The sequence below is a fragment of the Streptomyces sp. NPDC002092 genome (assembly GCF_053593775.1).
Genome location: NZ_JBSFDG010000009.1, coordinates 187,186 through 207,830, shown reverse-complemented (window position 1 = coordinate 207,830; position 20,645 = coordinate 187,186). Strand labels below are relative to the sequence as shown.

Below are 20,645 nucleotides of genomic sequence, written 5' to 3'. Positions count from 1 at the left end.
CGCGTGTTGCGGCCTTGTGAACACTTCCTGAGAGAACGCCGGGGCCGCCGGTCGAGGGCGGGGATTGAAAGACCGGCGGCCCATACCGCGCAGGAGCCGTCATCCTGTGCGGGGCTGCTTCCAGTTGACTGCGCAACAAGGTGCCCGGGGAGCGCGCGCAGCACTTCGGCTCGTGTGAATGGTTCACACGGGGCGCGTGCGTCAAGCAGGCGCGGGCGTACGGGGAGTTCGCGCCGGGGCCAGGGCCGAGGACGCGGGGCGCGCTGTGCGCATCCTGGCGTGTGCGCCCCCGGATGTGACGCATCTGCGGCCCTGCACGCTGTAGGGCATGACTCCCATGGGTCAGGGCCCGTCCTCTCGAGGCGGCAAGCGGGCCGAGGCGTACAGGGGCGGTCAGGTCGTAGCACCTGACCGCCCCTGTGTGCCGTTCGGCGCTCTCACCACCCGCGCGCGTGCCACTCCGGCAGATGCGGCCGCTCCGCGCCCAGGGTCGTGTCGTTGCCGTGCCCGGGGTAGACCCAGGTCTCGTCCGGAAGCACGTCGAAGATCTTCGTCTTGACGTCGTGGATCAGACTGGCGAACGCCTTGGGATCCTTACGGGTGTTGCCGACGCCCCCGGGGAAGAGGCAGTCCCCCGTGAAGACATGGGGATGCCCGTGCGGGTCGTCGTAGACGAGGGCGATCGAGCCCGGCGTGTGCCCGACCAGATGGCGCGCGGTGAGCTCCACGCGCCCCACCCGGATGGTGTCGCCGTCGTCGACGAGGACGTCGGTCGGCACCGGGATGCCGACGGCGTCCTCCCGGCCCGCGTATGTGCGGGCGCCGGTGGCCGTGACGACCTGGGCGAGCGCCTGCCAGTGGTCGCCGTGCTGATGGGTGGTGACGACGGAGGCGATGCCGTCGTCACCGATCATGCCGAGCAGCGTGTCCGCGTCGTTGGCCGCGTCGATCAGCAACTGCTCATCGGTGGCCCGGCAGCGCAGCAGATAGGCGTTGTTGTCCATCGGGCCGACCGCGATCTTGGTGATCATCAGGTCCTTCAGCTCGTGCACATCCGCCGGGCCGCCGACCGTCACCTGTCCGCTGTACGTCATGGCGGCAGCCTATAGCGGGGGAGCGTGCCCGGAGTCCCGCCATGGCCGCGCGGTCACAACGGCGGAAGCGCCGGCAGCGGGCCGCCCTGCACGGTCAGCCCGGAGCCGTCGCGGCGCCCCGCCAGCCAGCCGAGCAGCTCCGGCGCCGGGCCCGAGACGGTGACCTCCGGCTCCGTCGCCTCCCGGCCCGTCCGCCACGCGCGCGTACCGTCCGTCAGCCGGGTGGGGGGCACGTCGGGGTGCCCGGAGAAGCGAGCGGCCAGGAAATCGATCTCCCGCTGTGAGAACTCGGCCGGCAGATCCTCCAGCTCGTACCCGATGCCGAGGTCCACGTGATGCAGCTCCACCTCGGCCCACCGGCGGAACGGCACCCTGGAAGCCGAGTCGGTGACCCGGTTGCGCAACTCCACCGTGCGCGACCAGTCCGCCGGCACCGCACCGCTCTCCTGGAAGCGGGCCGCGCTGTCGCGCAGATCGGAGAGCTGGACGTCGAGGGGGCGCTGGGCGTCCCGCTCGATGTCGGCGTCGCGGGCCTCCCCGGACGGATACATGGGACGGCCCTCGAGGACGTTCACAAGCGCGTCCGCGTTGCGGGCCAGGTGAGCGAGGACGTGGCCGCGGCTCCAGCCGGGCAGCCGTGACGGCTCGGCCACCGATGCGTTGTCCAGTTCGGCGGCTGCGGTGAGCAGCCGGTCCGTCGCGTCGCGTACAGACGCCAGGTCATGACCGTGATCAATCATGCTGCTGACCCTAGCCCCGCCACACCTTTGGGTGAAGGTGGTGAAGCCGTGCCGTAAATCGAATGCGCGTGCTATATGGTCGGGCGTGGCGTCGGGCATGCTGGAGAGCCGGGGATTGTTATGCAACCCGGGAATCCGACCGGCGTTGTCAGTGGCTCCCCCTAGTCTGAGAAAGCACGGGGGCCTCGCCCCTGTCACTCCTCTCAAGCCAAGAAAGGTGCGGACCGGCGTGGCCGACCGTCTCATCGTCCGTGGCGCGCGCGAGCACAACCTCAAGAATGTCTCGCTCGACCTGCCGCGCGACTCGCTCATCGTCTTCACGGGCCTGTCGGGGTCGGGCAAGTCCTCGCTGGCCTTCGACACCATCTTCGCCGAGGGGCAGCGGCGCTACGTGGAGTCGCTCTCCTCGTACGCCCGCCAGTTCCTCGGCCAGATGGACAAGCCGGACGTCGACTTCATCGAGGGTCTGTCCCCGGCCGTCTCCATCGACCAGAAGTCGACCTCGCGCAACCCGCGCTCGACGGTCGGCACCATCACCGAGGTCTACGACTACCTGCGTCTGCTCTTCGCCCGCATCGGCAAGCCGCACTGTCCCGAGTGCGGCCGCCCGATCTCGCGCCAGTCGCCGCAGGCCATCGTCGACAAGGTCCTGGAGCTGCCGGAGGGGAGCCGCTTCCAGGTGCTGTCGCCACTGGTGCGCGAGCGCAAGGGAGAGTTCGTCGATCTCTTCGCCGATCTCCAGACCAAGGGCTACTCCCGCGCGCGTGTGGACGGCGAGACGATCCAGCTCTCCAGCCCGCCCACGCTGAAGAAGCAGGAGAAGCACACCATCGAGGTGGTCGTCGACCGCCTCACGGTCAAGGACTCCGCCAAGCGCCGCCTCACCGACTCCATCGAGACCGCCCTCGGCCTGTCCGGCGGCATGGTCGTGCTCGACTTCGTCGACCTCCCCGAGGACGACCCCGAGCGCGAGCGCATGTACTCGGAGCACCTGTACTGCGCGTACGACGACCTGTCCTTCGAGGAGCTGGAGCCGCGCTCCTTCTCCTTCAACTCGCCCTTCGGCGCCTGCCCCGACTGCACCGGCATCGGTACGCGCATGGAGGTCGACCCCGAGCTGATCGTCCCGGACGAGGACAAGTCCCTCGACGAGGGCGCCATCCACCCCTGGTCGCACGGCCACACCAAGGACTACTTCGGCCGGCTGATCGGCGCCCTGGCGGACGCTCTGGGTTTCCGCACCGACATCCCCTTCGCGGGCCTGCCGCAGCGCGCCAAGAAGGCTCTGCTCCAGGGCCACAAGACACAGATCGAGGTCCGCTACCGCAACCGGTACGGGCGCGAGCGCGTCTACACCACGCCCTTCGAAGGCGCCGTGCCCTTCGTCAAGCGCCGGCACAGCGAGTCCGAGAGCGACGCCAGCCGCGAGCGCTTCGAGGGCTATATGCGCGAGGTGCCCTGCCCCACCTGTGAGGGCACCCGCCTGAAGCCGATCGTCCTCGCGGTCACGATCATGGGGAAGTCGATCGCCGAGGTCTCCGGCATGTCCATCAGCGACTGCGCCGACTTCCTGGGCGAGCTGAAGCTCAACGCCCGCGACAAGAAGATCGCCGAGCGGGTGCTGAAGGAGGTCAACGAGCGGCTGCGGTTCCTGGTCGACGTCGGCCTGGACTACCTCTCGCTGAACCGCGCGGCCGGCACCCTGTCCGGCGGTGAGGCCCAGCGCATCCGCCTGGCCACCCAGATCGGCTCCGGCCTCGTCGGCGTCCTGTACGTCCTGGACGAGCCGTCCATCGGCCTGCACCAGCGCGACAACCACCGGCTGATCGAGACCTTGGTCAGACTGCGCGACATGGGCAACACGCTCATCGTCGTCGAGCACGACGAGGACACCATCAAGGTCGCCGACTGGGTCGTCGACATCGGCCCCGGCGCGGGCGAGCACGGCGGCAAGGTCGTGCACAGCGGCTCCCTGAAGGAGCTGCTCACCAACGCCGAGTCCATGACCGGCCAGTACCTGGCCGGCAAGAGGTCGATCCCGCTGCCCGACATCCGCCGCCCGCAGGACCCCTCCCGCAGGCTCACGGTGCACGGCGCCCGCGAGAACAACCTCCAGGACATCGACGTCTCCTTCCCGCTGGGAGTGTTCACGGCCGTCACCGGCGTGTCCGGCTCCGGCAAGTCGACGCTGGTCAACGACATCCTGTACACGCACCTGGCCCGCGAGCTGAACGGCGCGCGCAGCGTTCCCGGGCGGCATACGCGCGTGGACGGCGACGACCTCGTCGACAAGGTCGTGCACGTCGACCAGTCGCCCATCGGCCGCACCCCGCGCTCCAATCCGGCGACGTACACCGGCGTCTTCGACCACATCCGCAAGCTGTTCGCCGAGACCACCGAGGCGAAGGTCCGCGGCTATCTGCCCGGCCGCTTCTCCTTCAACGTCAAGGGCGGCCGCTGCGAGAACTGCGCGGGCGACGGCACCATCAAGATCGAGATGAACTTCCTGCCGGACGTGTACGTCCCCTGTGAGGTCTGCCACGGCGCCCGCTACAACCGGGAGACCCTGGAGGTCCACTACAAGGGCAAGTCCATCGCCGAGGTCCTGAACATGCCCATCGAGGAAGCCATGAACTTCTTCGAGGCGGTTCCGGCGATCAACCGCCACCTCAAGACGCTGAACGACGTCGGTCTCGGCTATGTCCGGCTCGGCCAGTCCGCCACCACCCTGTCCGGCGGTGAGGCGCAGCGCGTGAAGCTCGCCAGCGAGCTCCAGAAGCGCTCCACCGGCCGCACGGTCTACGTCCTGGACGAGCCGACCACCGGTCTGCACTTCGAGGACATCAGCAAGCTGCTGACGGTACTTGCCGGCCTGGTCGACAAGGGCAACACGGTCATCGTCATCGAGCACAACCTCGACGTGATCAAGACCGCCGACTGGATCGTCGACATGGGCCCCGAGGGCGGCGCCGGCGGCGGACTCGTCGTCGCCGAGGGCACGCCCGAGGAGGTCGCCGGGATCCCGGCCAGCCACACCGGCAAGTTCCTGCGGGAGATCCTCGGAGCCGACCGGATCAGCGACGCCAGTTCGGTACCGGCCCCGCGCAAGACCGCGGCCAGGAAGACGGTCGCGGCCGGGGCGGCGGCGAAGAAGACGGCGACGGCCAGGACCGCCGACAACACCGCCGCGAAGAAGGCGGCCGGCGCCGCGAAGAAGGCCACGCCCGCGAAGAAGACGACGCGGACACGGAAGGCCTGAACATATCCAGAACGGTGCGGCGCCCCGCGGGAGAACTTCCCGCGGGGCGCCGCCCGTTGCAAGCCGGGCCGTCGGGCCCGCGCAGGAGGGTTACGGGCCCTGTACCTCGCCCAGTTCGGAGGCGTACGGCGGCTCCGCGCCCGCCCGGGAGCAGGTGATCGCGGCGGCCCGGGCTGCGTAGCGCAGCAGCCTGGTCCAGCCGTCGGCGCCCAGTCCCAGGAGTGCCTCGGCGGACAGGGCGTTTTGGGCGGCCAGACCGTGCAGGAGGGCCGCGTTCACCGTGTCGCCGGCGCCGATGGTGTCGACGACGTCGACCTTCTCGCCCGGCACGGGGTGCACGGCCCCGTCCCGGGTGAAGGCGCTGAGCCCGTCGCCGCCATGGGTGATCACGACGGCCGCGGGTCCGGCGGCCAGCCACTCCCGCGGGGTGCCGCCCAGCCACAGGGCGTCCTCCTCGGAGAGCTTGAGCAGCGACACGTAGGGCAGCCAGCTCCGGAAACGTGCCCGGTAGGCGTCCGCGTCGGGAATCAGGCCCGCCCGGATGTTGGGGTCCAGCGCGGTGAACACGCCCTGCGCGGCGGCGGTCCGCAGCAGGGTCTCGTACGCCGTCGCCCCGGGCTCAAGGACGAGCGAGCAGGTGCCGAAGGACACGGCCCGCGTCTCGGCGGGCAGCGCCTCGGGCGCCACGAACAGCCGGTCGGCGGTGCCCTCGACGTAGAAGGAGTAGGCGGCGGATCCGTCCCCGTCGATCGTGGCGACCGCGAGGGTGGTCGGCTCCGCACCGCGCTGCACGGCCGAGACGTCCACGCCCGCTGCCCGGAGCCCGTCGAGCAGCGCCTCGCCGAAGGCGTCGCATGAGGTGCGGGAGCAGAACGCCGTGGGGGAGCCGAGACGCCCGAGGGCCACGGCCGTGTTGTACGGGCCGCCGCCGAGCGCCGGCTTCAGGCCCGCGAGAGCCCCTGTGCCCTGCGGTACCAGGTCGATCAGAGCCTCACCGGCGACGACGATCACGAGGCGGTTCCTTTCTCGCCCTTGCCGAACTTCTCGGGCTTCTCGAATTTCTCGGGCTGTTCGGGTTGTGCGGACCGCGCCGTCCCTTCCGGGCAGCCGCACGAGGTCCGGTGGACGAAGGTGCAGGGAAGCCGCAGGGTGCGGGCTGGGCGGTCCGGGGAGGCGAGGCGGTCCAGGAGTACCTGGACCGCCTGGGCGCCGATCTCCCGGCTGGGCTGGGCGACGGCGGTCAGCCGCGGCGAGAACAGGTCCGCCCAGGCGAAGTCGTCGAAGCAGCACAGGGCCATGTCCTCGGGCACGGACAGACCCCGCTCGCGCAGGGCGCGCAGCGCACCGATGGTCATCGCGTTGTTGGCGGTGACCAGTGCGGTGGGCGGGGCGGCAAGGGAGAGAAGAGCCGTGGTGGCGCGCTCGGCGTCGGCGGACTCGGAGTTGCCGTGCACCAGGAGGCGTTCGTCGTGGGGGAGCCCGGAGGCGGCGAGGCCGTGGCGGTATCCGGCGACGCGTTCGCGGGTCGTGCTGAGCCCGGGCCGGCCTGCGACCAGGGCGATCCGGCGGTGGCCGAGCTCGGCGAGATGGGTGACCAGCCGGGCGGTCGGTTCGACGCTCTCGGCGAAGACCTGGTCGTACGCGGGTGTGCCGTCGGCCGGGGTGGTGACGAGCCGGTCGAGGAAGACGGCCGGCACGCCGTGGCGGCCGAGGTAGGCGAGGAGGTCGCCCGGGTTCGCCGAAGGGGCGACGATCATGCCGTCGACCCGGCGTTCGTGCAGCAGCTGGACGACCTTGCGCTCGTGCTCCGGGTCGTCGTGCGGGTCGGCGATGAGCAGGCTGTAGCCGTGTTCCAGGGCGCCGGCCTCCACGCCCTGGAGGATCTCCGTGAAGTACGGGTTGCTGATCGCCGACACCGCGAGTCCGATGGAGCGGGTGCGCGCGGTCACCAGGGAGCGGGCGAGGGTGTTCGGGGTGTAGCCGAGCCGGTCGACTGCGTCCAGGACGGCCTGGCGGGTGTGGGGGAGGACGGGCCGGGTGTCGTTCAGGACGTGCGAGACGGTCGCCACGGAGACCCCGGCGCTTCGAGCGACATCGGCCATGGTCGCCATCGCGTCCCCCTTCCTGGGCCCCGCCCCCTTCGACGGCACGGCGTGCCTTCCGGCCGGGACGGTATCCCATCCGCGGTCCCGCGTAAACGCTTGCGCAAACGTTTACGTCCCGTGACGGCGGAGAAGTGCGCCGATCTGGCCGGCCCGTCGGGCAGGGCTCACTCCCAGTCCCACCCGATGCCCACGAGCCCCGTCCGCACCCGGGGCTCGACGAGGTGGACCGAACGGTGGCGGCCGCTCAGGGGCAGCTCCTGGCGGCCGCTGCGCGGGGCCGCGGGCGAGTGCTGGGCGAAGCGGTGGCAGCGGGAGGGCAGGGCCTGCTCGTCGAAGCGCACCTGGAGCGCGTACTGCCCGCCGGCCGGACCGAACCCACGGATGTACTCGCGGGACACGCCGGCGGTGCCGTCCTCGATGCCGTAGCGGAAGAGGAAGGTGTCCCCGGCCCGCAGGCGGGTGTCGAAGAGGAACTCGGCCACGAGCACACCGGTGTCGTGGTGCACGCGCACGCGTCCCGTGCGGCAGTTCTCCAGTGCGTGCACCCGCATGCGTTCCGGTGCGCAGCCCGGGTCGCCGTGGTGGACGGCCACGAAGCGGTCCACTCCGTCCTTGTGGGCGCGCACTATGTGGTGGGACTCGCGGCCCGCCAGTTCGCGGCGGGCGCCGATGCGTACCCGCTCGTGGTGGCCCAAGGTGTGCAGACCGCCGTCCAGAGGCGAGCCCAGCTCGGCCAGCAGCCGCTCCAGGACGCCCGACGCCTCCACCAGGGCGCGGTAGGAGCGGCCCGCGGGCCGCCCCGCGCACGTGGGTTCGTCGGTCTCCGCGAGCAGCCGGATCAGGGACTCCTCCGGCAGCTGGAGGATCTCCTCCAGCGCGCGTACGGCCCGCAGGGACTCGGGGCGCTGCGGGCGTCGGGCACCCTGCTGCCAGTAACTCAGGCTCGTCACACCGACCTTGACCCCGTAGCGCGACAGATGGTGCTGCACGCGCTGCAGGGGCAGTCCGCGGGCGGCGATCGCGGCACGCAGTGCGACGTGGAAGGGGCCGCCCCGAAGGGCCGAGTCCAGTTCCGCGGTCACGACGGCGGCGACGTCCGCGTGCTGTGTGGCGTGCGGCATGCAGGGGCCTTTCTGTGAATGCTCGCTACGGCTGGTCGGGCCGGGTCTGTGCGTAATCCGGGGCCACCCCGTCGGCGCCGGGGAGTCTTCACATCCGTACGCCGTCGTTCCCGGTCCCGAGTTCCCCCGCATTGAAGCGTGTTGACCTAGTCCCGACAACACCTGAGACCCAACGGCGGTGCACTCCTGGCCGAGACGCGATCGGTGTCTCAACCCGGCGCGGTGGTGCGGGTCACCGAGGGTGACGCTCCCCGAGTCCCGCGAGCCCGGACGGCGGCGTCGTCCACAGGCCCGCCGCACTGTCAGCGCTCGCCAGTAGGGTGTGAGACATGGCCGATCCCTCCAGCTACCGCCCCAAGCCGGGACAGATCCCGGACTCGCCAGGGGTGTACAGGTTCCGTGACGAGCACCGCCGGGTGATCTACGTCGGAAAGGCGAAGAGCCTGCGCCAGCGCCTGGCGAACTACTTCCAGGACCTGGCCGGACTCCACCCCCGCACCCGCTCCATGGTCACCACGGCCGCGTCCGTGGAGTGGACCGTGGTGTCCACGGAGGTCGAGGCCCTGCAGCTGGAGTACTCCTGGATCAAGGAGTTCGACCCCCGGTTCAACGTCAAGTACCGCGACGACAAGAGCTACCCGTACCTCGCGGTGACGATGAACGAGGAGTTCCCGCGCGTCCAGGTGATGCGCGGCCACAAGCGCAAGGGCGTGCGCTACTTCGGGCCGTACGGGCACGCGTGGGCGATCCGCGACACCGTGGACCTCCTGCTGCGGGTCTTCCCGGTGCGCACCTGCTCGGCGGGTGTCTTCAAGAACGCCGCCCGCACCGGCCGTCCCTGTCTGCTCGGCTACATCGGCAAGTGCTCCGCCCCCTGCGTCGAGCGCGTCTCCGCCGAGGAACACCGCGAACTGGCCGAGGAGTTCTGCGACTTCATGGCCGGCCGTACGGGGACGTACCTGCGCCGCCTCGAGAAGCAGATGGCCCAGGCGGCCGAGGAGATGGAGTACGAGCGGGCGGCCCGCCTGCGCGACGACATCGAGGCCCTGAAGAAGGCCATGGAGAAGAACGCGGTCGTGCTCGCCGACGCGACCGACGCCGACCTGATCGCGGTCGCCGAGGACGAGCTGGAGGCGGCCGTCCAGATCTTCCACGTTCGCGGCGGACGGGTGCGCGGCCAGCGCGGCTGGGTCACCGACAAGGTCGAGGAGATCACCACCGGCGCCCTCGTCGAACACGCCCTGCAGCAGTTGTACGGCGAGGAGAAGGGCGACTCCGTCCCCAAGGAGGTCCTCGTCCCGGCCCTGCCCGACCCGGTCGAGCCCGTCCAGGAGTGGCTCACCGAGCGCCGGGGCTCCGCGGTCTCGCTGCGCATCCCGCAGCGCGGCGACAAGAAGGCCCTGATGGAGACGGTCGAGCGCAACGCCCAGCAGGCGCTCGTGCTGCACAAGACCAAGCGCGCCTCCGACCTGACCACGCGCTCGCGTGCCCTGGAGGAGATCGCCGAGGCCCTCGACCTGGACAGCGCCCCCCTCCGCATCGAGTGCTACGACATCTCGCACCTCCAGGGCGACGACGTGGTGGCCTCCATGGTCGTCTTCGAGGACGGCCTGCAGCGCAAGAGCGAGTACCGCCGCTTCCAGATCAAGGGCTTCGAGGGACAGGACGACGTCCGCTCCATGCACGAGGTGATCAACCGCCGCTTCCGGCGTTACCTCGCGGAGAAGGAGAAGACGGGGGAGTGGGCCGACGGCGAGAACACCCTCACCGAGGAGGACGGCCGTCCCAAGAAGTTCGCCTACCCGCCCCAGCTCGTCGTCGTCGACGGCGGACAGCCCCAGGTCGCCGCGGCCAAGAAGGCCCTGGACGAGCTCGGCATCGACGACGTCGCCGTGTGCGGCCTCGCCAAGCGTCTGGAGGAGGTCTGGCTGCCGGGCGACGACGACCCGGTCGTCCTGCCCCGCACCAGCGAGGGCCTGTATCTGCTGCAGCGCGTCCGCGACGAGGCGCACCGCTTCGCGATCACCTACCAGCGCACCAAGCGGGCCAAGCGCTTCAGGTCGAGCCCCCTGGACGACGTGCCGGGACTCGGGGACACACGCAAGCAGGCACTTCTGAAACATTTCGGCTCGTTGAAGAAACTAAGATCCGCCACCATCGACCAGATCTGCGAGGTCCCCGGCATAGGCCGCAAGACGGCCGAGACGATCGCCGTCGCCCTCGCCCAGGCGGCCCCGGCCGCGCCCGCCGTGAACACGGCGACTGGAGAGATCATGGAGGAGGAACCCGGAACCACGGGTTCCAGCGGGCAGCCCGTAGCCATGGGCGCCCCGGACGAACGACGGGGGCAGGAGACATGAATGTGAACGAGCACGACGGGCAAGAGAACCAGGCCGGAGACGGAGCACAGGTGAGTACGGGCAGCGACACGCCCGGGGCGGTCCCCGAGGCGGCCATCCCGGAGCTGGTGATCATCTCGGGCATGTCGGGTGCGGGCAGGTCGACAGCCGCCAAGTGTCTGGAGGACCTCGGCTGGTTCGTCGTCGACAACCTTCCGCCCGCGCTGATCCCCACCATGGTGGAGCTCGGCGCCCGCTCGCAGGGCAACGTCGCCAGGATCGCGGTCGTCGTCGACGTCCGCGGGCGTCGCTTCTTCGACAACCTCCGCGAGTCCCTCGCCGACCTGGAGGCCAAGCACGTCACCCGGCGGATCGTGTTCCTTGAGTCCTCCGACGACGCCCTGGTGCGCCGCTTCGAGTCGGTCCGCCGCCCCCACCCCCTTCAGGGCGACGGCCGCATCGTCGACGGCATCGCCGCCGAGCGCGAACTGCTGCGCGAGCTGCGCGGTGACGCCGACCTGGTGATCGACACCTCCAGCCTGAACGTGCACGAGCTGCGCGCCAAGATGGACGCCCAGTTCGCCGGCGAGGAGGAGCCCGAGCTGCGGGCCACCGTCATGTCCTTCGGCTTCAAGTACGGCCTCCCGGTCGACGCCGACCTGGTCGCGGACATGCGCTTTCTGCCCAACCCGCACTGGGTCCCGGAGCTGCGCCCCTTCACCGGCCTGAACGAAGAGGTCGCCGCCTACGTCTTCAACCAGCCCGGCGCCAAGGAGTTCCTCGACCGCTACGCCGAGCTGCTCCGCCTCATCGCGGCCGGCTACCGCCGCGAAGGCAAGCGGTACGTGACCATCGCCATCGGCTGCACGGGCGGCAAGCACCGCTCGGTGGCCATGTCGGAGAAGCTCGCCGCACGTCTTGCGGCCGAGGGCGTGGAGACGGTGGTCGTGCACCGGGACATGGGACGCGAATGACGGAGCGTTCTCCGCGGCTGAGCAGGCTGCGCCGGGTCGTGCCCGAGTCCCGCGCGGGCCGGCCCGTCGAAGCCCGCGGCGCCCGGCCGCGCCGCCGCGGCGCCCAGCCCAAGGTCGTCGCCCTCGGCGGTGGCATGGGCCTGTCCGCCTCGCTCGCCGCGCTGCGCCGGATCACCGGCGACCTCACCGCCGTCGTCACCGTGGCCGACGACGGCGGCTCCAGCGGGCGCCTGCGCGACGAACTGGGCGTGCTGCCGCCCGGCGACCTGCGCAAGGCGCTGGCCGCGCTGTGCGGCGACGACGACTGGGGCCAGACCTGGGCCCGCGTCATCCAGCACCGCTTCCAGTCCAAGGGCGACCTGCACGAACACGCGGTCGGCAACCTCCTGATCGTCGCGCTGTGGGAGCAGCTGGGCGACCATGTCCAGGCCCTCGACCTGGTCGGCAAGCTGCTCGGTGCGCACGGGCGCGTGCTGCCCATGTCCGCCGTACCCCTGGAGCTGCAGGCCCTGGTCAAGGGGCACGACCCGGAGCGCCCCGAGGACGTCGACACCGTGCGGGGACAGGCGACCGTGGCGCTCACGCCGGGCGAGGTGCAGTCCGTGCACCTGGTGCCGCACGACCCGCCCGCCGTACCCGAGGCCGTCGAGGCGGTCCTGGACGCCGACTGGGTCGTTCTCGGCCCCGGGTCCTGGTTCTCCTCAGTCATCCCGCACCTGCTCGTTCCCGAACTCCTGGACGCCCTCACCGAGACGAAGGCACGCCGGGTACTCTCGCTGAACCTCGCCCCGCAGCCCGGAGAAACCGAAGGCTTCTCCCCGCAGCGTCATTTGGAGGTTTTGGGACGACACGCCCCTAAACTCGCCCTGGACGTGGTGCTGGCCGACGAGGCCGCCGTGCCCGACCGCGACGTGCTCACCGAAGCCGCCAAGCGGTTCGGTGCCGCGGTCGAGCTGGCGCCGGTGGCCCGGAGGGACGGAACTCCGCGGCACGACCCGGAGCTGCTGGCCGCCGCGTACGACCGTATTTTTCGGATGCATGGAAGGATCGGCCCATGGCGATGACGGCAGCGGTGAAGGATGAGATCTCCCGGCTCCCCGTCACCCGGACCTGCTGCAGAAAGGCGGAGGTCTCCGCCATTCTGCGGTTCGCCGGCGGCCTCCACCTGGTCAGCGGGCGCATCGTGATCGAAGCGGAGCTGGACACCGCGATGGCGGCGCGGCGCCTGAAGCGGGACATTCTGGAGATCTTCGGCCACAGCTCCGAACTGATCGTGATGGCGCCGGGCGGACTGCGCCGCGGTTCGCGCTATGTCATCCGGGTCGTCGCCGGCGGTGACCAGCTGGCCCGGCAGACCGGCCTGGTCGACGGCCGGGGCCGCCCGATCCGCGGTCTCCCCCCGCAGGTGGTCTCGGGGGCCACCTGCGATGCGGAGGCCGCCTGGCGCGGCGCGTTCCTGGCGCACGGCTCGCTGACCGAGCCCGGCCGCTCCTCCTCCCTGGAGGTGACCTGCCCCGGCCCGGAGGCCGCGCTCGCCCTCGTCGGCGCCGCCCGCCGGCTGTCGATCGCCGCGAAGGCGCGCGAGGTGCGCGGTGTGGACCGCGTGGTCGTCCGTGACGGCGACGCGATCGGCGCCCTGCTCACCCGCCTCGGCGCGCACGAGTCGGTGCTGGCCTGGGAGGAGCGCCGGATGCGCCGCGAGGTGCGGGCCACGGCGAACCGTCTCGCCAACTTCGACGACGCCAACCTGCGCCGCTCCGCACGCGCGGCCGTCGCCGCCGGCGCCCGCGTGCAGCGCGCCCTGGAGATCCTCGGCGACGAGGTTCCCGAGCACCTCGCGGCCGCCGGGCGGCTGCGCATGGAGCACAAGCAGGCCTCGCTGGAGGAGCTGGGCGCGCTCGCCGACCCGCCGCTGACCAAGGACGCCGTCGCCGGCCGTATCCGCCGACTCCTTGCGATGGCCGACAAGCGCGCCTCCGACCTCGGCATTCCGGGCACGGAGTCCAGCATCACCGAGGAGATGGCCGACAACCTGGTCGGCTGACCCGCAGACGTACACCTGAAGATCACTCAACCTGCCGGTGCCGGCGCCCACTTGGGTGCCGGCACCGGCATTTGTCTGTCCATGAGGCGCTCTTGACTCGATCATGAAGTGTCATGAGCCTGGCAACAGTTCGCTGCTGTGGCGGACCATTGCTAGGGGGGTTCATGAGACACAGAGCGAGATCGATCCTCGCTGTCGGCGCGCTCCTGCTCGGCGGAGCGAGCCTCGCACCCATCGCCCAGGCGCAGAACGGAAGTTCGCAGGGATCCGACCCCACCGAGGTCAAGGTCTACCGCGCCGACGTCACCGCCAAGCAGGTACCCCTGCTGCTGGCAGCCGGACAGGACGGCCAGGAACTCGGCGAGCAGGTCCCGGAGAAGGGCACCGCCTCGGTCGAGCTGTACCTCACCGGCCAACAGGCCCACAAGCTCGAGAAGCAGGGCGTCGCCCTGACCGAGCACACGCTTTCGGCCAGGACCGTCAAGCGCGTGGAGGCCGCCGCCCAGGGGGTCTTCCGCCCGTACAGCGGAAGCGGCGGTCTCAAGGAGGAGATCGTCCGGACCGGACAGGAGAACCCCGGCCTCACCAAGGTCGTCTCCATCGGCAAGACCGTGGGCGGACAGGACATCCTCGCGCTCAAACTGACCAAGGACGCGAAGAAGTCCAAGGACGGCTCGAAGCCCTCCGTCCTCTACCTGTCCAACCAGCACGCGCGCGAGTGGATCACGCCGGAGATGACCCGCCGGCTGATGCACTACTACCTGGACCACTACAAGACGGACCAGCGCATCAAGAAGATCGTGGACTCCACCGAGCTGTGGTTCGTGATCTCGGCCAACCCCGACGGCTACGACTACACGTTCAAGAACTCCCAGACCCGCCTTTGGCGCAAGAACCTGCGTGACGTCAACGGCGACGGTGTCATCTCCACGGGTGACGGCGTCGACCTCAACCGCAACTTCCCCTACAAGTGGGGCTACGACGACGAGGGTTCGTCCCCCAACCCCACCAGTGAGACCTATCGCGGCGCGAGCCCCGCCTCCGAGCCCGAGACCAGGGCGCTGGACGCCTTCGAGAAGCGCATCGGGTTCACCTACGGCATCAACTACCACTCCGCCGCCGAACTCCTGCTCTACGGCGTCGGCTGGCAGGTGGCCACCCCCACGCCCGACGACGTGGTCTACAAGGCCCTCGCCGGTTCGCCCGACCACTCCGCGATACCCGGCTATCGCCCGCAGGTCTCCTCCGAGCTCTACACCACCAACGGCGAGGCGGACGGACACGCGGCGAACGTCAACGGCATGTCGATGTTCACCCCCGAGATGTCGACGTGCCAGACCGCGTCGAACATCGACCCCAACGACCAGTGGAAGGCGGCCGACTGCCAGTCCGTCTTCAACTTCCCGGACGACGAGAAGCTGATCCAGCAGGAGTTCGAGAAGAACATCCCGTTCGCGCTGTCGGTCGCCGAGACCGCCCCGCATCCCGACACACCGTCCTCCTCGCTCGGCCTTACCGCAGCCGACTTCACCCCGGCCACGTTCACCACGTCGTACTCGCGCGGTGCCGACCAGGAGGTCTCCGTCGTCGTACGCAAGGCCGTGCGCGACAAGGAGCTCAAGTACCGCGTCAACGGCGGCCGTACGCAGGATGCGCGGCTCAAGGCCTGGAAGGGCGGCGAGACCTACGGCGGGGACGACAACCTGCACTTCGACGAGTACCGGGCCAAGGTCAGGGACGGCGCCCCGGGCGACAAGGTCGAGGTGTGGTTCACCGGCAGGGCCAGGGGCGGCAAGAAGGTCTCCAGCGAGCACTTCACCTACACCGTCGCCCAGCGGCCCAAGGCCGACACCCTCGTCGTCGCCGAGGAGGGCGCGGCCGCCACACAGGCGCAGACGTACGTGGACGCGCTGAAGGCCAACGGCCGCAAGGCGATCGTCTGGGATGTCGCCACCCAGGGCGCACCCGACGCGCTCGGCGTGCTGAAGCACTTCAAGACGGTCGTCCACTACACCGGTGCGAGCGTTCCCGGCAACGCCACCCAGCTCCAGCTGCGCGCCTACCTCAACGAGGGCGGCAAGCTGATCGAGGCGGGCGAGCAGGCCGGCGGCGACGTCGACCTCGGCGGGGGCACCCTGTCGAACGACTTCAGCCAGTACTACCTGGGCGCCTACTCCCGTACGTCGACCCCCGGGGCCACCGGCTTCACCGGCTCCGGCAAGCTCGACGGCTTCAGCGGGGCGCTCGGTGCCGCCACCGGCAACCCGCTCGACAAGGCGGGCACCTACAGCGTCACCTCCGACTCGCTGCCCGCCGACAAGTACCCGCAGTTCGCCAGCGCGGGCGCGGGCCAGTTCGCCGGGACCGTCAACCCGTACGGGCCGTACGCCGGCTCCTTCATGGCGGCCGCCGTCCACACCGACGACGCCTACAAGCGCCTCACCCGCACCATCGACCTCACCGGTGTCGCAGCGGCCCAGCAGCCGACCCTGCGCAGCCAGTTGCTCTGGGACACCGAGCCCGGCTACGACCACGTCATCGTCGAGGCCCACACCACCGGCGCCGACGACTGGACGACCCTCCCGGAGAAGGGCGGCGCGACCCACCAGACCGTACCGAGCGAGTGCGGGGCGGGCTTCCTGGTGAACGAGCACCCGTGGCTCAAGCACTACCTGACCATCGCCGACAACGACTGCACCGCGACCGGCACGAGCGGTTCCTGGAACAGCCTCACCGGCGCCTCCAACGGCTGGCAGCAGGTCAACTTCGACCTGAGCGCCTACGCCGGCAAGTCCGTCGAGGTCTCCTTCAGCTACGTCACCGACCCGGGTACCGGCGGCCACGGCGTCCTCGCCGACGACGCCTCGCTCGTCATCGGCGGCACGCCGACCCAGACCGAGGGCTTCGAGACGTCGCTCGGCGCCTGGAGCGCGTCCGGACCGCCCGCGGGCAGCCCGGCCGTCCTCCAGGACTGGACGCGCACCGGAGCCCTGTTCAGGACATACGGAGCGATCACCACCGACCGGACCGTGCTGCTGGGCTTCGGGCTGGAGCATGTCAGCGCGGCGGCCGACCGCAACAGCCTCATCAAGAAGGCCCTCGCGGCACTGGAAGGTTGAACACCCTGGTCAACGATGACTAGCTCTCCGTAGTCAAAAAGAGTGACACGATCTTTTGTCCCGGGCGGTCCGTACCCCTACTGGCGGGTACGGACCGCCTGCCCATGTATGGGGCGTCTCGATGTCACTACGGCGCTCTCAGGGAGGTAGGGTCGGGGGTGGTCGGGGACATCCCAAACAGAGCTCGCCGGCACCGCATGGCCGGCGTACCAACGAGGAGATCGGTTCGTGACGATCCGCGTAGGCATCAACGGCTTCGGTCGTATCGGTCGCAACTACTTCCGCGCGCTGCTGGAGCAGGGTGCAGACATCGAGATCGTGGCTGTCAACGACCTGGGTGACACCGCGACCACCGCCCACCTGCTGAAGTACGACACCATCCTGGGCCGCCTCAAGGCCGAGGTGTCGCACACCGCCGACACGATCACCGTCGACGGGCACACCATCAAGGTCCTTTCCGAGCGCAACCCCGCCGACATCCCGTGGGGCGAGCTCGGCGTCGACATCGTGGTCGAGTCGACCGGCATCTTCACGAAGAAGGCCGACGCCGAGAAGCACATCGCCGGCGGCGCCAAGAAGGTCCTCATCTCGGCTCCGGCCAAGGACGAGGACATCACCATCGTGATGGGTGTCAACCAGGACAAGTACGACGCGGCCAACCACCACGTCATCTCCAACGCCTCCTGCACCACCAACTGTGTGGCGCCGATGGCGAAGGTCCTCGACGAGAACTTCGGCATCGTCAAGGGCCTGATGACGACGGTCCACGCGTACACCAACGACCAGCGCATCCTGGACTTCCCGCACTCGGACCTGCGCCGCGCCCGCGCCGCCGCCGAGAACATCATCCCGACCACCACCGGTGCCGCCAAGGCCACCGCCCTGGTCCTGCCGCAGCTCAAGGGCAAGCTGGACGGCATCGCCATGCGCGTCCCGGTCCCCACCGGCTCGGCCACCGACCTGGTCGTGACGCTGCAGCGCGAGGTCACCAAGGACGAGGTCAACGCCGCGTTCAAGAAGGCCTCCGAGGACGGCGACCTCAAGGGCTACCTGTCGTACACCGAGGACCCGATCGTCTCCTCGGACATCGTCAGCGACCCGGCCTCCTGCACCTTCGACTCCTCCCTGACCATGGTCCAGGAGGGCAACTCGGTGAAGATCCTCGGCTGGTACGACAACGAGTGGGGCTACTCCAACCGCCTCGTCGACCTGACGGTCTTCGTCGGCAACCAGCTCTGATCTGATCCACAGAGCAGGCACCTCGATGTGAACGCAGGGCTCGGGCAGCGCAGGGACGCGCCGCCCGGGCCCTGACTCACGTACGGATCAGCCCTCGTACGATCAGAGCAGCCCTCACCAGGAGTCCTCACATGAAGACGATCGACGAACTTCTCGCCGACGGCGTGGACGGCAAGCGGGTCTTCGTCCGCGCCGACCTCAACGTGCCGCTCGCCGACGGCCTCATCACCGACGACGGCCGCATCCGCGCCGTCCTGCCCACCGTCAAGGCCCTCGCGGACGCGGGCGCCAAGGTGGTCGTGGCCTCGCACCTCGGCCGCCCCAAGGGCGCGCCGGACCCGGCCTTCTCCCTGCTTCCGGCCGCCGAGCGGCTCGGTGAACTGCTGGGCGCCCCCGTGGCCTTCGCCCAGGACACCGTCGGCCCCGCCGCGCACGCGGCCGTCGACGGCCTCGAGCCGGGCCAGGTCGCGGTCATCGAGAACCTGCGCTTCAACGCGGGCGAAACCGCCAAGGACGACGCCGAGCGCGGCGAGTTCGCGGATCAGCTGGCCGCCCTCGCGGACGTCTACGTCGGCGACGGCTTCGGCGCGGTGCACCGCAAGCACGCCTCGGTCTTCGACCTTCCGGCGCGTCTGCCGCACGCCGCCGGCTACCTCATCGCGAACGAGGTCGCCGTACTGAAGAAGCTCACCGAAGACGTGCAGCGGCCGTACGTCGTCGCCCTGGGCGGCGCCAAGGTCTCCGACAAGCTCGCCGTCATCGACCAGCTGCTCGGCAAGGCCGACCGCCTGCTCATCGGCGGCGGCATGGCGTACACCTTCCTCAAGGCCAAGGGCTACGAGATCGGCAAGTCCCTGCTGCAGGAGGACCAGATCCCGGCCGTCCTGGAGTACATCGAGCGCGCCGAGAAGACCGGCGTCGAGCTGGTGCTGCCCGTCGACACCCTGGTCTCCACGGACTTCCCGGACCTGAAGACCAAGGCCCCGGCCAACCCCACCACCGTCGCCGCGGACGCCATCCCGGCCGACCAGGAGGGCCTGGACATCGGTCCGGAGACCCGCAAGCTGTACGCCTCGAAGATCACCGACGCCGCCACCGTCTTCTGGAACGGCCCGATGGGCGTCTTCGAGCACCCCGATTTCGCCGAGGGCACCAAGGCGGTCGCCCAGGCCCTCCTCGACTCCCCGGCCTTCACGGTCGTCGGCGGCGGCGACTCCGCCGCGGCCGTGCGCCTCCTGGGCTTCGACGAGAACGCATTCGGCCACATCTCGACCGGCGGCGGCGCCTCCCTCGAATACCTCGAGGGCAAGACGCTCCCCGGCCTCGCCGCACTGGAGGACTGACCCTTTATGAGCACGCGCACGCCGCTGATGGCGGGCAACTGGAAGATGAACCTCAACCACCTCGAGGCCATCGCCCACGTCCAGAAGCTCGCCTTCGCCCTCGCGGACAAGGACCACGAGGCCGTGGAGGTCGCCGTCCTGCCGCCCTTCACCGACCTGCGCTCCGTGCAGACCCTGGTCGACGGCGACAAGCTCAAGATCAAGTACGGCGCCCAGGACCTCTCGGCGCACGACTCCGGCGCCTACACCGGCGAGATCTCCGGCGCCATGCTGGCCAAGCTGAAGTGCACGTACGTGGCCATCGGCCACTCCGAGCGCCGCCAGTACCACAACGAGACCGACGAGCAGGTCAACGCCAAGGTCAAGGCCGCCTACAAGCACGGCCTGACCCCGATCCTGTGCGTCGGCGAGGAGCTGGACGTCCGCGAGGCGGGCAACCACGTCACGCACACGCTCGCCCAGGTCGAGGGCGGTCTGAAGGACCTCCCGGCCGAGCAGGCCGAGACCATCGTGATCGCCTACGAGCCCGTCTGGGCCATCGGCACCGGCAAGGTCTGCGGCGCCGAGGACGCCCAGGAGGTCTGCGCCGCCATCCGCGGCAAGATCGCCGAGCTGTACACCCAGGAGCTGGCCGACCAGGTCCGCATCCAGTACGGCGGCTCCGTCAAGGCCGGCAACGTCGCCGAGATCATGGCGCAGGCCGACATCGACGGCGCCCTGGTCGGCGGTGCCTCGCTGGACGCGGACGAGTTCGTCAAGATCGTGCGCTTCCGCGACCAGTGACACGAGCTGGGAGTATGCGGTAGCGGCGATACGTCGTACCCTTGCGGGGGCACAGCCTGGTTGCTGTGCCCCCGTCGTCCATCCGAATCCGAGGAAGTTGGTCCAGCCGTGGTTTTGGGGTTCTCGATCGCCCTGATCGTCTTCAGCCTGCTGCTGATGCTGCTGGTGCTGATGCACAAGGGGAAGGGCGGCGGCCTCTCCGACATGTTCGGTGGCGGCATGCAGTCGTCCGTCGGCGGCTCCTCGGTCGCCGAGCGCAACCTCGACCGGATCACCGTGGTGATCGGTCTGCTCTGGTTCGCGTGCATTGTCGTACTCGGCATCATCATGAAGTCGAGCAGCTGAGCAGCGACGCACACAGCACGTACATTCCGCACGTAAGGCCCCATGTTCGGTACGCGCAGCTGAGCGCGGCCTATCATGGGGCTTGCGTCTAGGTGTGGGGGGTGTAACTCCAATCACTGGACGCGCGTTGGGCCTTACGT

Annotated in this window: 15 protein-coding genes; 10 read left to right on the top strand and 5 right to left on the bottom strand. The window is 69.9% G+C overall.

The window, feature by feature from the left end; all coding sequences use genetic code 11:
* Nucleotides 1-437: 437 nt before the first annotated feature.
* Complete coding sequence (locus ACWCRD_RS22310; RefSeq protein ID WP_450967545.1) at nucleotides 438-1,094, bottom strand: MBL fold metallo-hydrolase; 657 nt, start codon at nucleotides 1,092-1,094, stop codon at nucleotides 438-440.
* A 53-nt stretch (nucleotides 1,095-1,147) separates the two neighbouring features.
* Nucleotides 1,148-1,834, bottom strand: a complete 687-nt coding sequence (locus tag ACWCRD_RS22305) for a maleylpyruvate isomerase family mycothiol-dependent enzyme (RefSeq protein WP_450967544.1) — start codon at nucleotides 1,832-1,834, stop codon at nucleotides 1,148-1,150.
* 229 nt (nucleotides 1,835-2,063) lie between these two features.
* On the opposite strand from ACWCRD_RS22305, the gene uvrA reads away from it, so the two are divergent.
* Complete coding sequence (uvrA, locus tag ACWCRD_RS22300; protein WP_450967543.1) at nucleotides 2,064-5,093, top strand: excinuclease ABC subunit UvrA; 3,030 nt, start codon at nucleotides 2,064-2,066, stop codon at nucleotides 5,091-5,093.
* Nucleotides 5,094-5,183: 90 nt separating this feature from the next.
* Here the strand turns inward: uvrA and ACWCRD_RS22295 are convergent, their stop codons facing one another.
* From ACWCRD_RS22295 to ACWCRD_RS22285, 3 genes are all read right to left on the bottom strand, one after another.
* Nucleotides 5,184-6,104, bottom strand: coding sequence for a carbohydrate kinase family protein (locus tag ACWCRD_RS22295; protein ID WP_450967542.1), 921 nt, complete (start codon nucleotides 6,102-6,104; stop codon nucleotides 5,184-5,186).
* Nucleotides 6,101-7,204: a LacI family DNA-binding transcriptional regulator gene (locus ACWCRD_RS22290; RefSeq protein ID WP_450967541.1), complete on the bottom strand. Its 1,104-nt coding sequence runs from the start codon at nucleotides 7,202-7,204 to the stop codon at nucleotides 6,101-6,103. The genes ACWCRD_RS22295 and ACWCRD_RS22290 overlap by 4 nt, the downstream gene beginning before the upstream one ends.
* A 158-nt stretch (nucleotides 7,205-7,362) precedes the next feature.
* On the bottom strand, nucleotides 7,363-8,319 hold the full coding sequence (locus tag ACWCRD_RS22285; protein ID WP_450967540.1) for a hypothetical protein: 957 nt from the start codon (nucleotides 8,317-8,319) through the stop codon (nucleotides 7,363-7,365).
* Nucleotides 8,320-8,648: 329 nt separating this feature from the next.
* Between ACWCRD_RS22285 and uvrC the strand changes: the two genes are divergently transcribed.
* The 9 genes from uvrC (at nucleotide 8,649) to secG (ending at nucleotide 20,505) form a co-directional block, all read left to right on the top strand.
* Nucleotides 8,649-10,679: an excinuclease ABC subunit UvrC gene (gene uvrC, locus ACWCRD_RS22280; RefSeq protein ID WP_450967539.1), complete on the top strand. Its 2,031-nt coding sequence runs from the start codon at nucleotides 8,649-8,651 to the stop codon at nucleotides 10,677-10,679.
* A complete protein-coding gene (gene rapZ / locus ACWCRD_RS22275) occupies nucleotides 10,676-11,632 on the top strand; it encodes an RNase adapter RapZ (protein ID WP_450967538.1) in 957 nt (318 codons plus the stop codon). The genes uvrC and rapZ overlap by 4 nt, the downstream gene beginning before the upstream one ends.
* Nucleotides 11,629-12,696, top strand: a complete 1,068-nt coding sequence (locus ACWCRD_RS22270; RefSeq protein WP_344403893.1) for a gluconeogenesis factor YvcK family protein — start codon at nucleotides 11,629-11,631, stop codon at nucleotides 12,694-12,696. The genes rapZ and ACWCRD_RS22270 overlap by 4 nt, the downstream gene beginning before the upstream one ends.
* Nucleotides 12,687-13,676 carry a DNA-binding protein WhiA gene (gene whiA, locus ACWCRD_RS22265; RefSeq protein WP_450967537.1) on the top strand — a complete coding sequence of 330 codons (990 nt, stop codon included), beginning with the start codon at nucleotides 12,687-12,689 and terminating at the stop codon, nucleotides 13,674-13,676. The genes ACWCRD_RS22270 and whiA overlap by 10 nt, the downstream gene beginning before the upstream one ends.
* A gap of 164 nt (nucleotides 13,677-13,840) precedes the next feature.
* Nucleotides 13,841-16,795 carry a M14 family zinc carboxypeptidase gene (locus ACWCRD_RS22260; protein ID WP_450967536.1) on the top strand — a complete coding sequence of 985 codons (2,955 nt, stop codon included), beginning with the start codon at nucleotides 13,841-13,843 and terminating at the stop codon, nucleotides 16,793-16,795.
* A 228-nt stretch (nucleotides 16,796-17,023) separates the two neighbouring features.
* Nucleotides 17,024-18,034, top strand: a complete 1,011-nt coding sequence (gene gap, locus ACWCRD_RS22255; protein WP_057618359.1) for a type I glyceraldehyde-3-phosphate dehydrogenase — start codon at nucleotides 17,024-17,026, stop codon at nucleotides 18,032-18,034.
* A gap of 131 nt (nucleotides 18,035-18,165) precedes the next feature.
* Nucleotides 18,166-19,377, top strand: a complete 1,212-nt coding sequence (locus ACWCRD_RS22250) for a phosphoglycerate kinase (protein WP_450967535.1) — start codon at nucleotides 18,166-18,168, stop codon at nucleotides 19,375-19,377.
* Nucleotides 19,378-19,383: 6 nt separating this feature from the next.
* Nucleotides 19,384-20,160, top strand: a complete 777-nt coding sequence (tpiA, locus tag ACWCRD_RS22245; RefSeq protein WP_450967534.1) for a triose-phosphate isomerase — start codon at nucleotides 19,384-19,386, stop codon at nucleotides 20,158-20,160.
* Nucleotides 20,161-20,268: 108 nt separating this feature from the next.
* Entirely contained in the window at nucleotides 20,269-20,505 is a 237-nt protein-coding gene (gene secG / locus ACWCRD_RS22240) for a preprotein translocase subunit SecG (RefSeq protein ID WP_450967533.1), read from the top strand.
* Nucleotides 20,506-20,645 lie beyond the last annotated feature (140 nt).

Coding starts and splice junctions, on each gene's coding strand:
- rapZ (WP_450967538.1), top strand. CDS start 10,676: ATGAATGTGAACGAGCACGACGGGCAAGAGAACCAGGCCGGAGACGGA.
- ACWCRD_RS22310 (WP_450967545.1), bottom strand. CDS start 1,094: ATGACGTACAGCGGACAGGTGACGGTCGGCGGCCCGGCGGATGTGCAC.
- ACWCRD_RS22285 (WP_450967540.1), bottom strand. CDS start 8,319: ATGCCGCACGCCACACAGCACGCGGACGTCGCCGCCGTCGTGACCGCG.
- tpiA (WP_450967534.1), top strand. CDS start 19,384: ATGAGCACGCGCACGCCGCTGATGGCGGGCAACTGGAAGATGAACCTC.
- ACWCRD_RS22305 (WP_450967544.1), bottom strand. CDS start 1,834: ATGATTGATCACGGTCATGACCTGGCGTCTGTACGCGACGCGACGGAC.
- ACWCRD_RS22290 (WP_450967541.1), bottom strand. CDS start 7,204: ATGGCGACCATGGCCGATGTCGCTCGAAGCGCCGGGGTCTCCGTGGCG.
- ACWCRD_RS22270 (WP_344403893.1), top strand. CDS start 11,629: ATGACGGAGCGTTCTCCGCGGCTGAGCAGGCTGCGCCGGGTCGTGCCC.
- ACWCRD_RS22250 (WP_450967535.1), top strand. CDS start 18,166: ATGAAGACGATCGACGAACTTCTCGCCGACGGCGTGGACGGCAAGCGG.
- uvrC (WP_450967539.1), top strand. CDS start 8,649: ATGGCCGATCCCTCCAGCTACCGCCCCAAGCCGGGACAGATCCCGGAC.
- ACWCRD_RS22260 (WP_450967536.1), top strand. CDS start 13,841: ATGAGACACAGAGCGAGATCGATCCTCGCTGTCGGCGCGCTCCTGCTC.
- whiA (WP_450967537.1), top strand. CDS start 12,687: ATGGCGATGACGGCAGCGGTGAAGGATGAGATCTCCCGGCTCCCCGTC.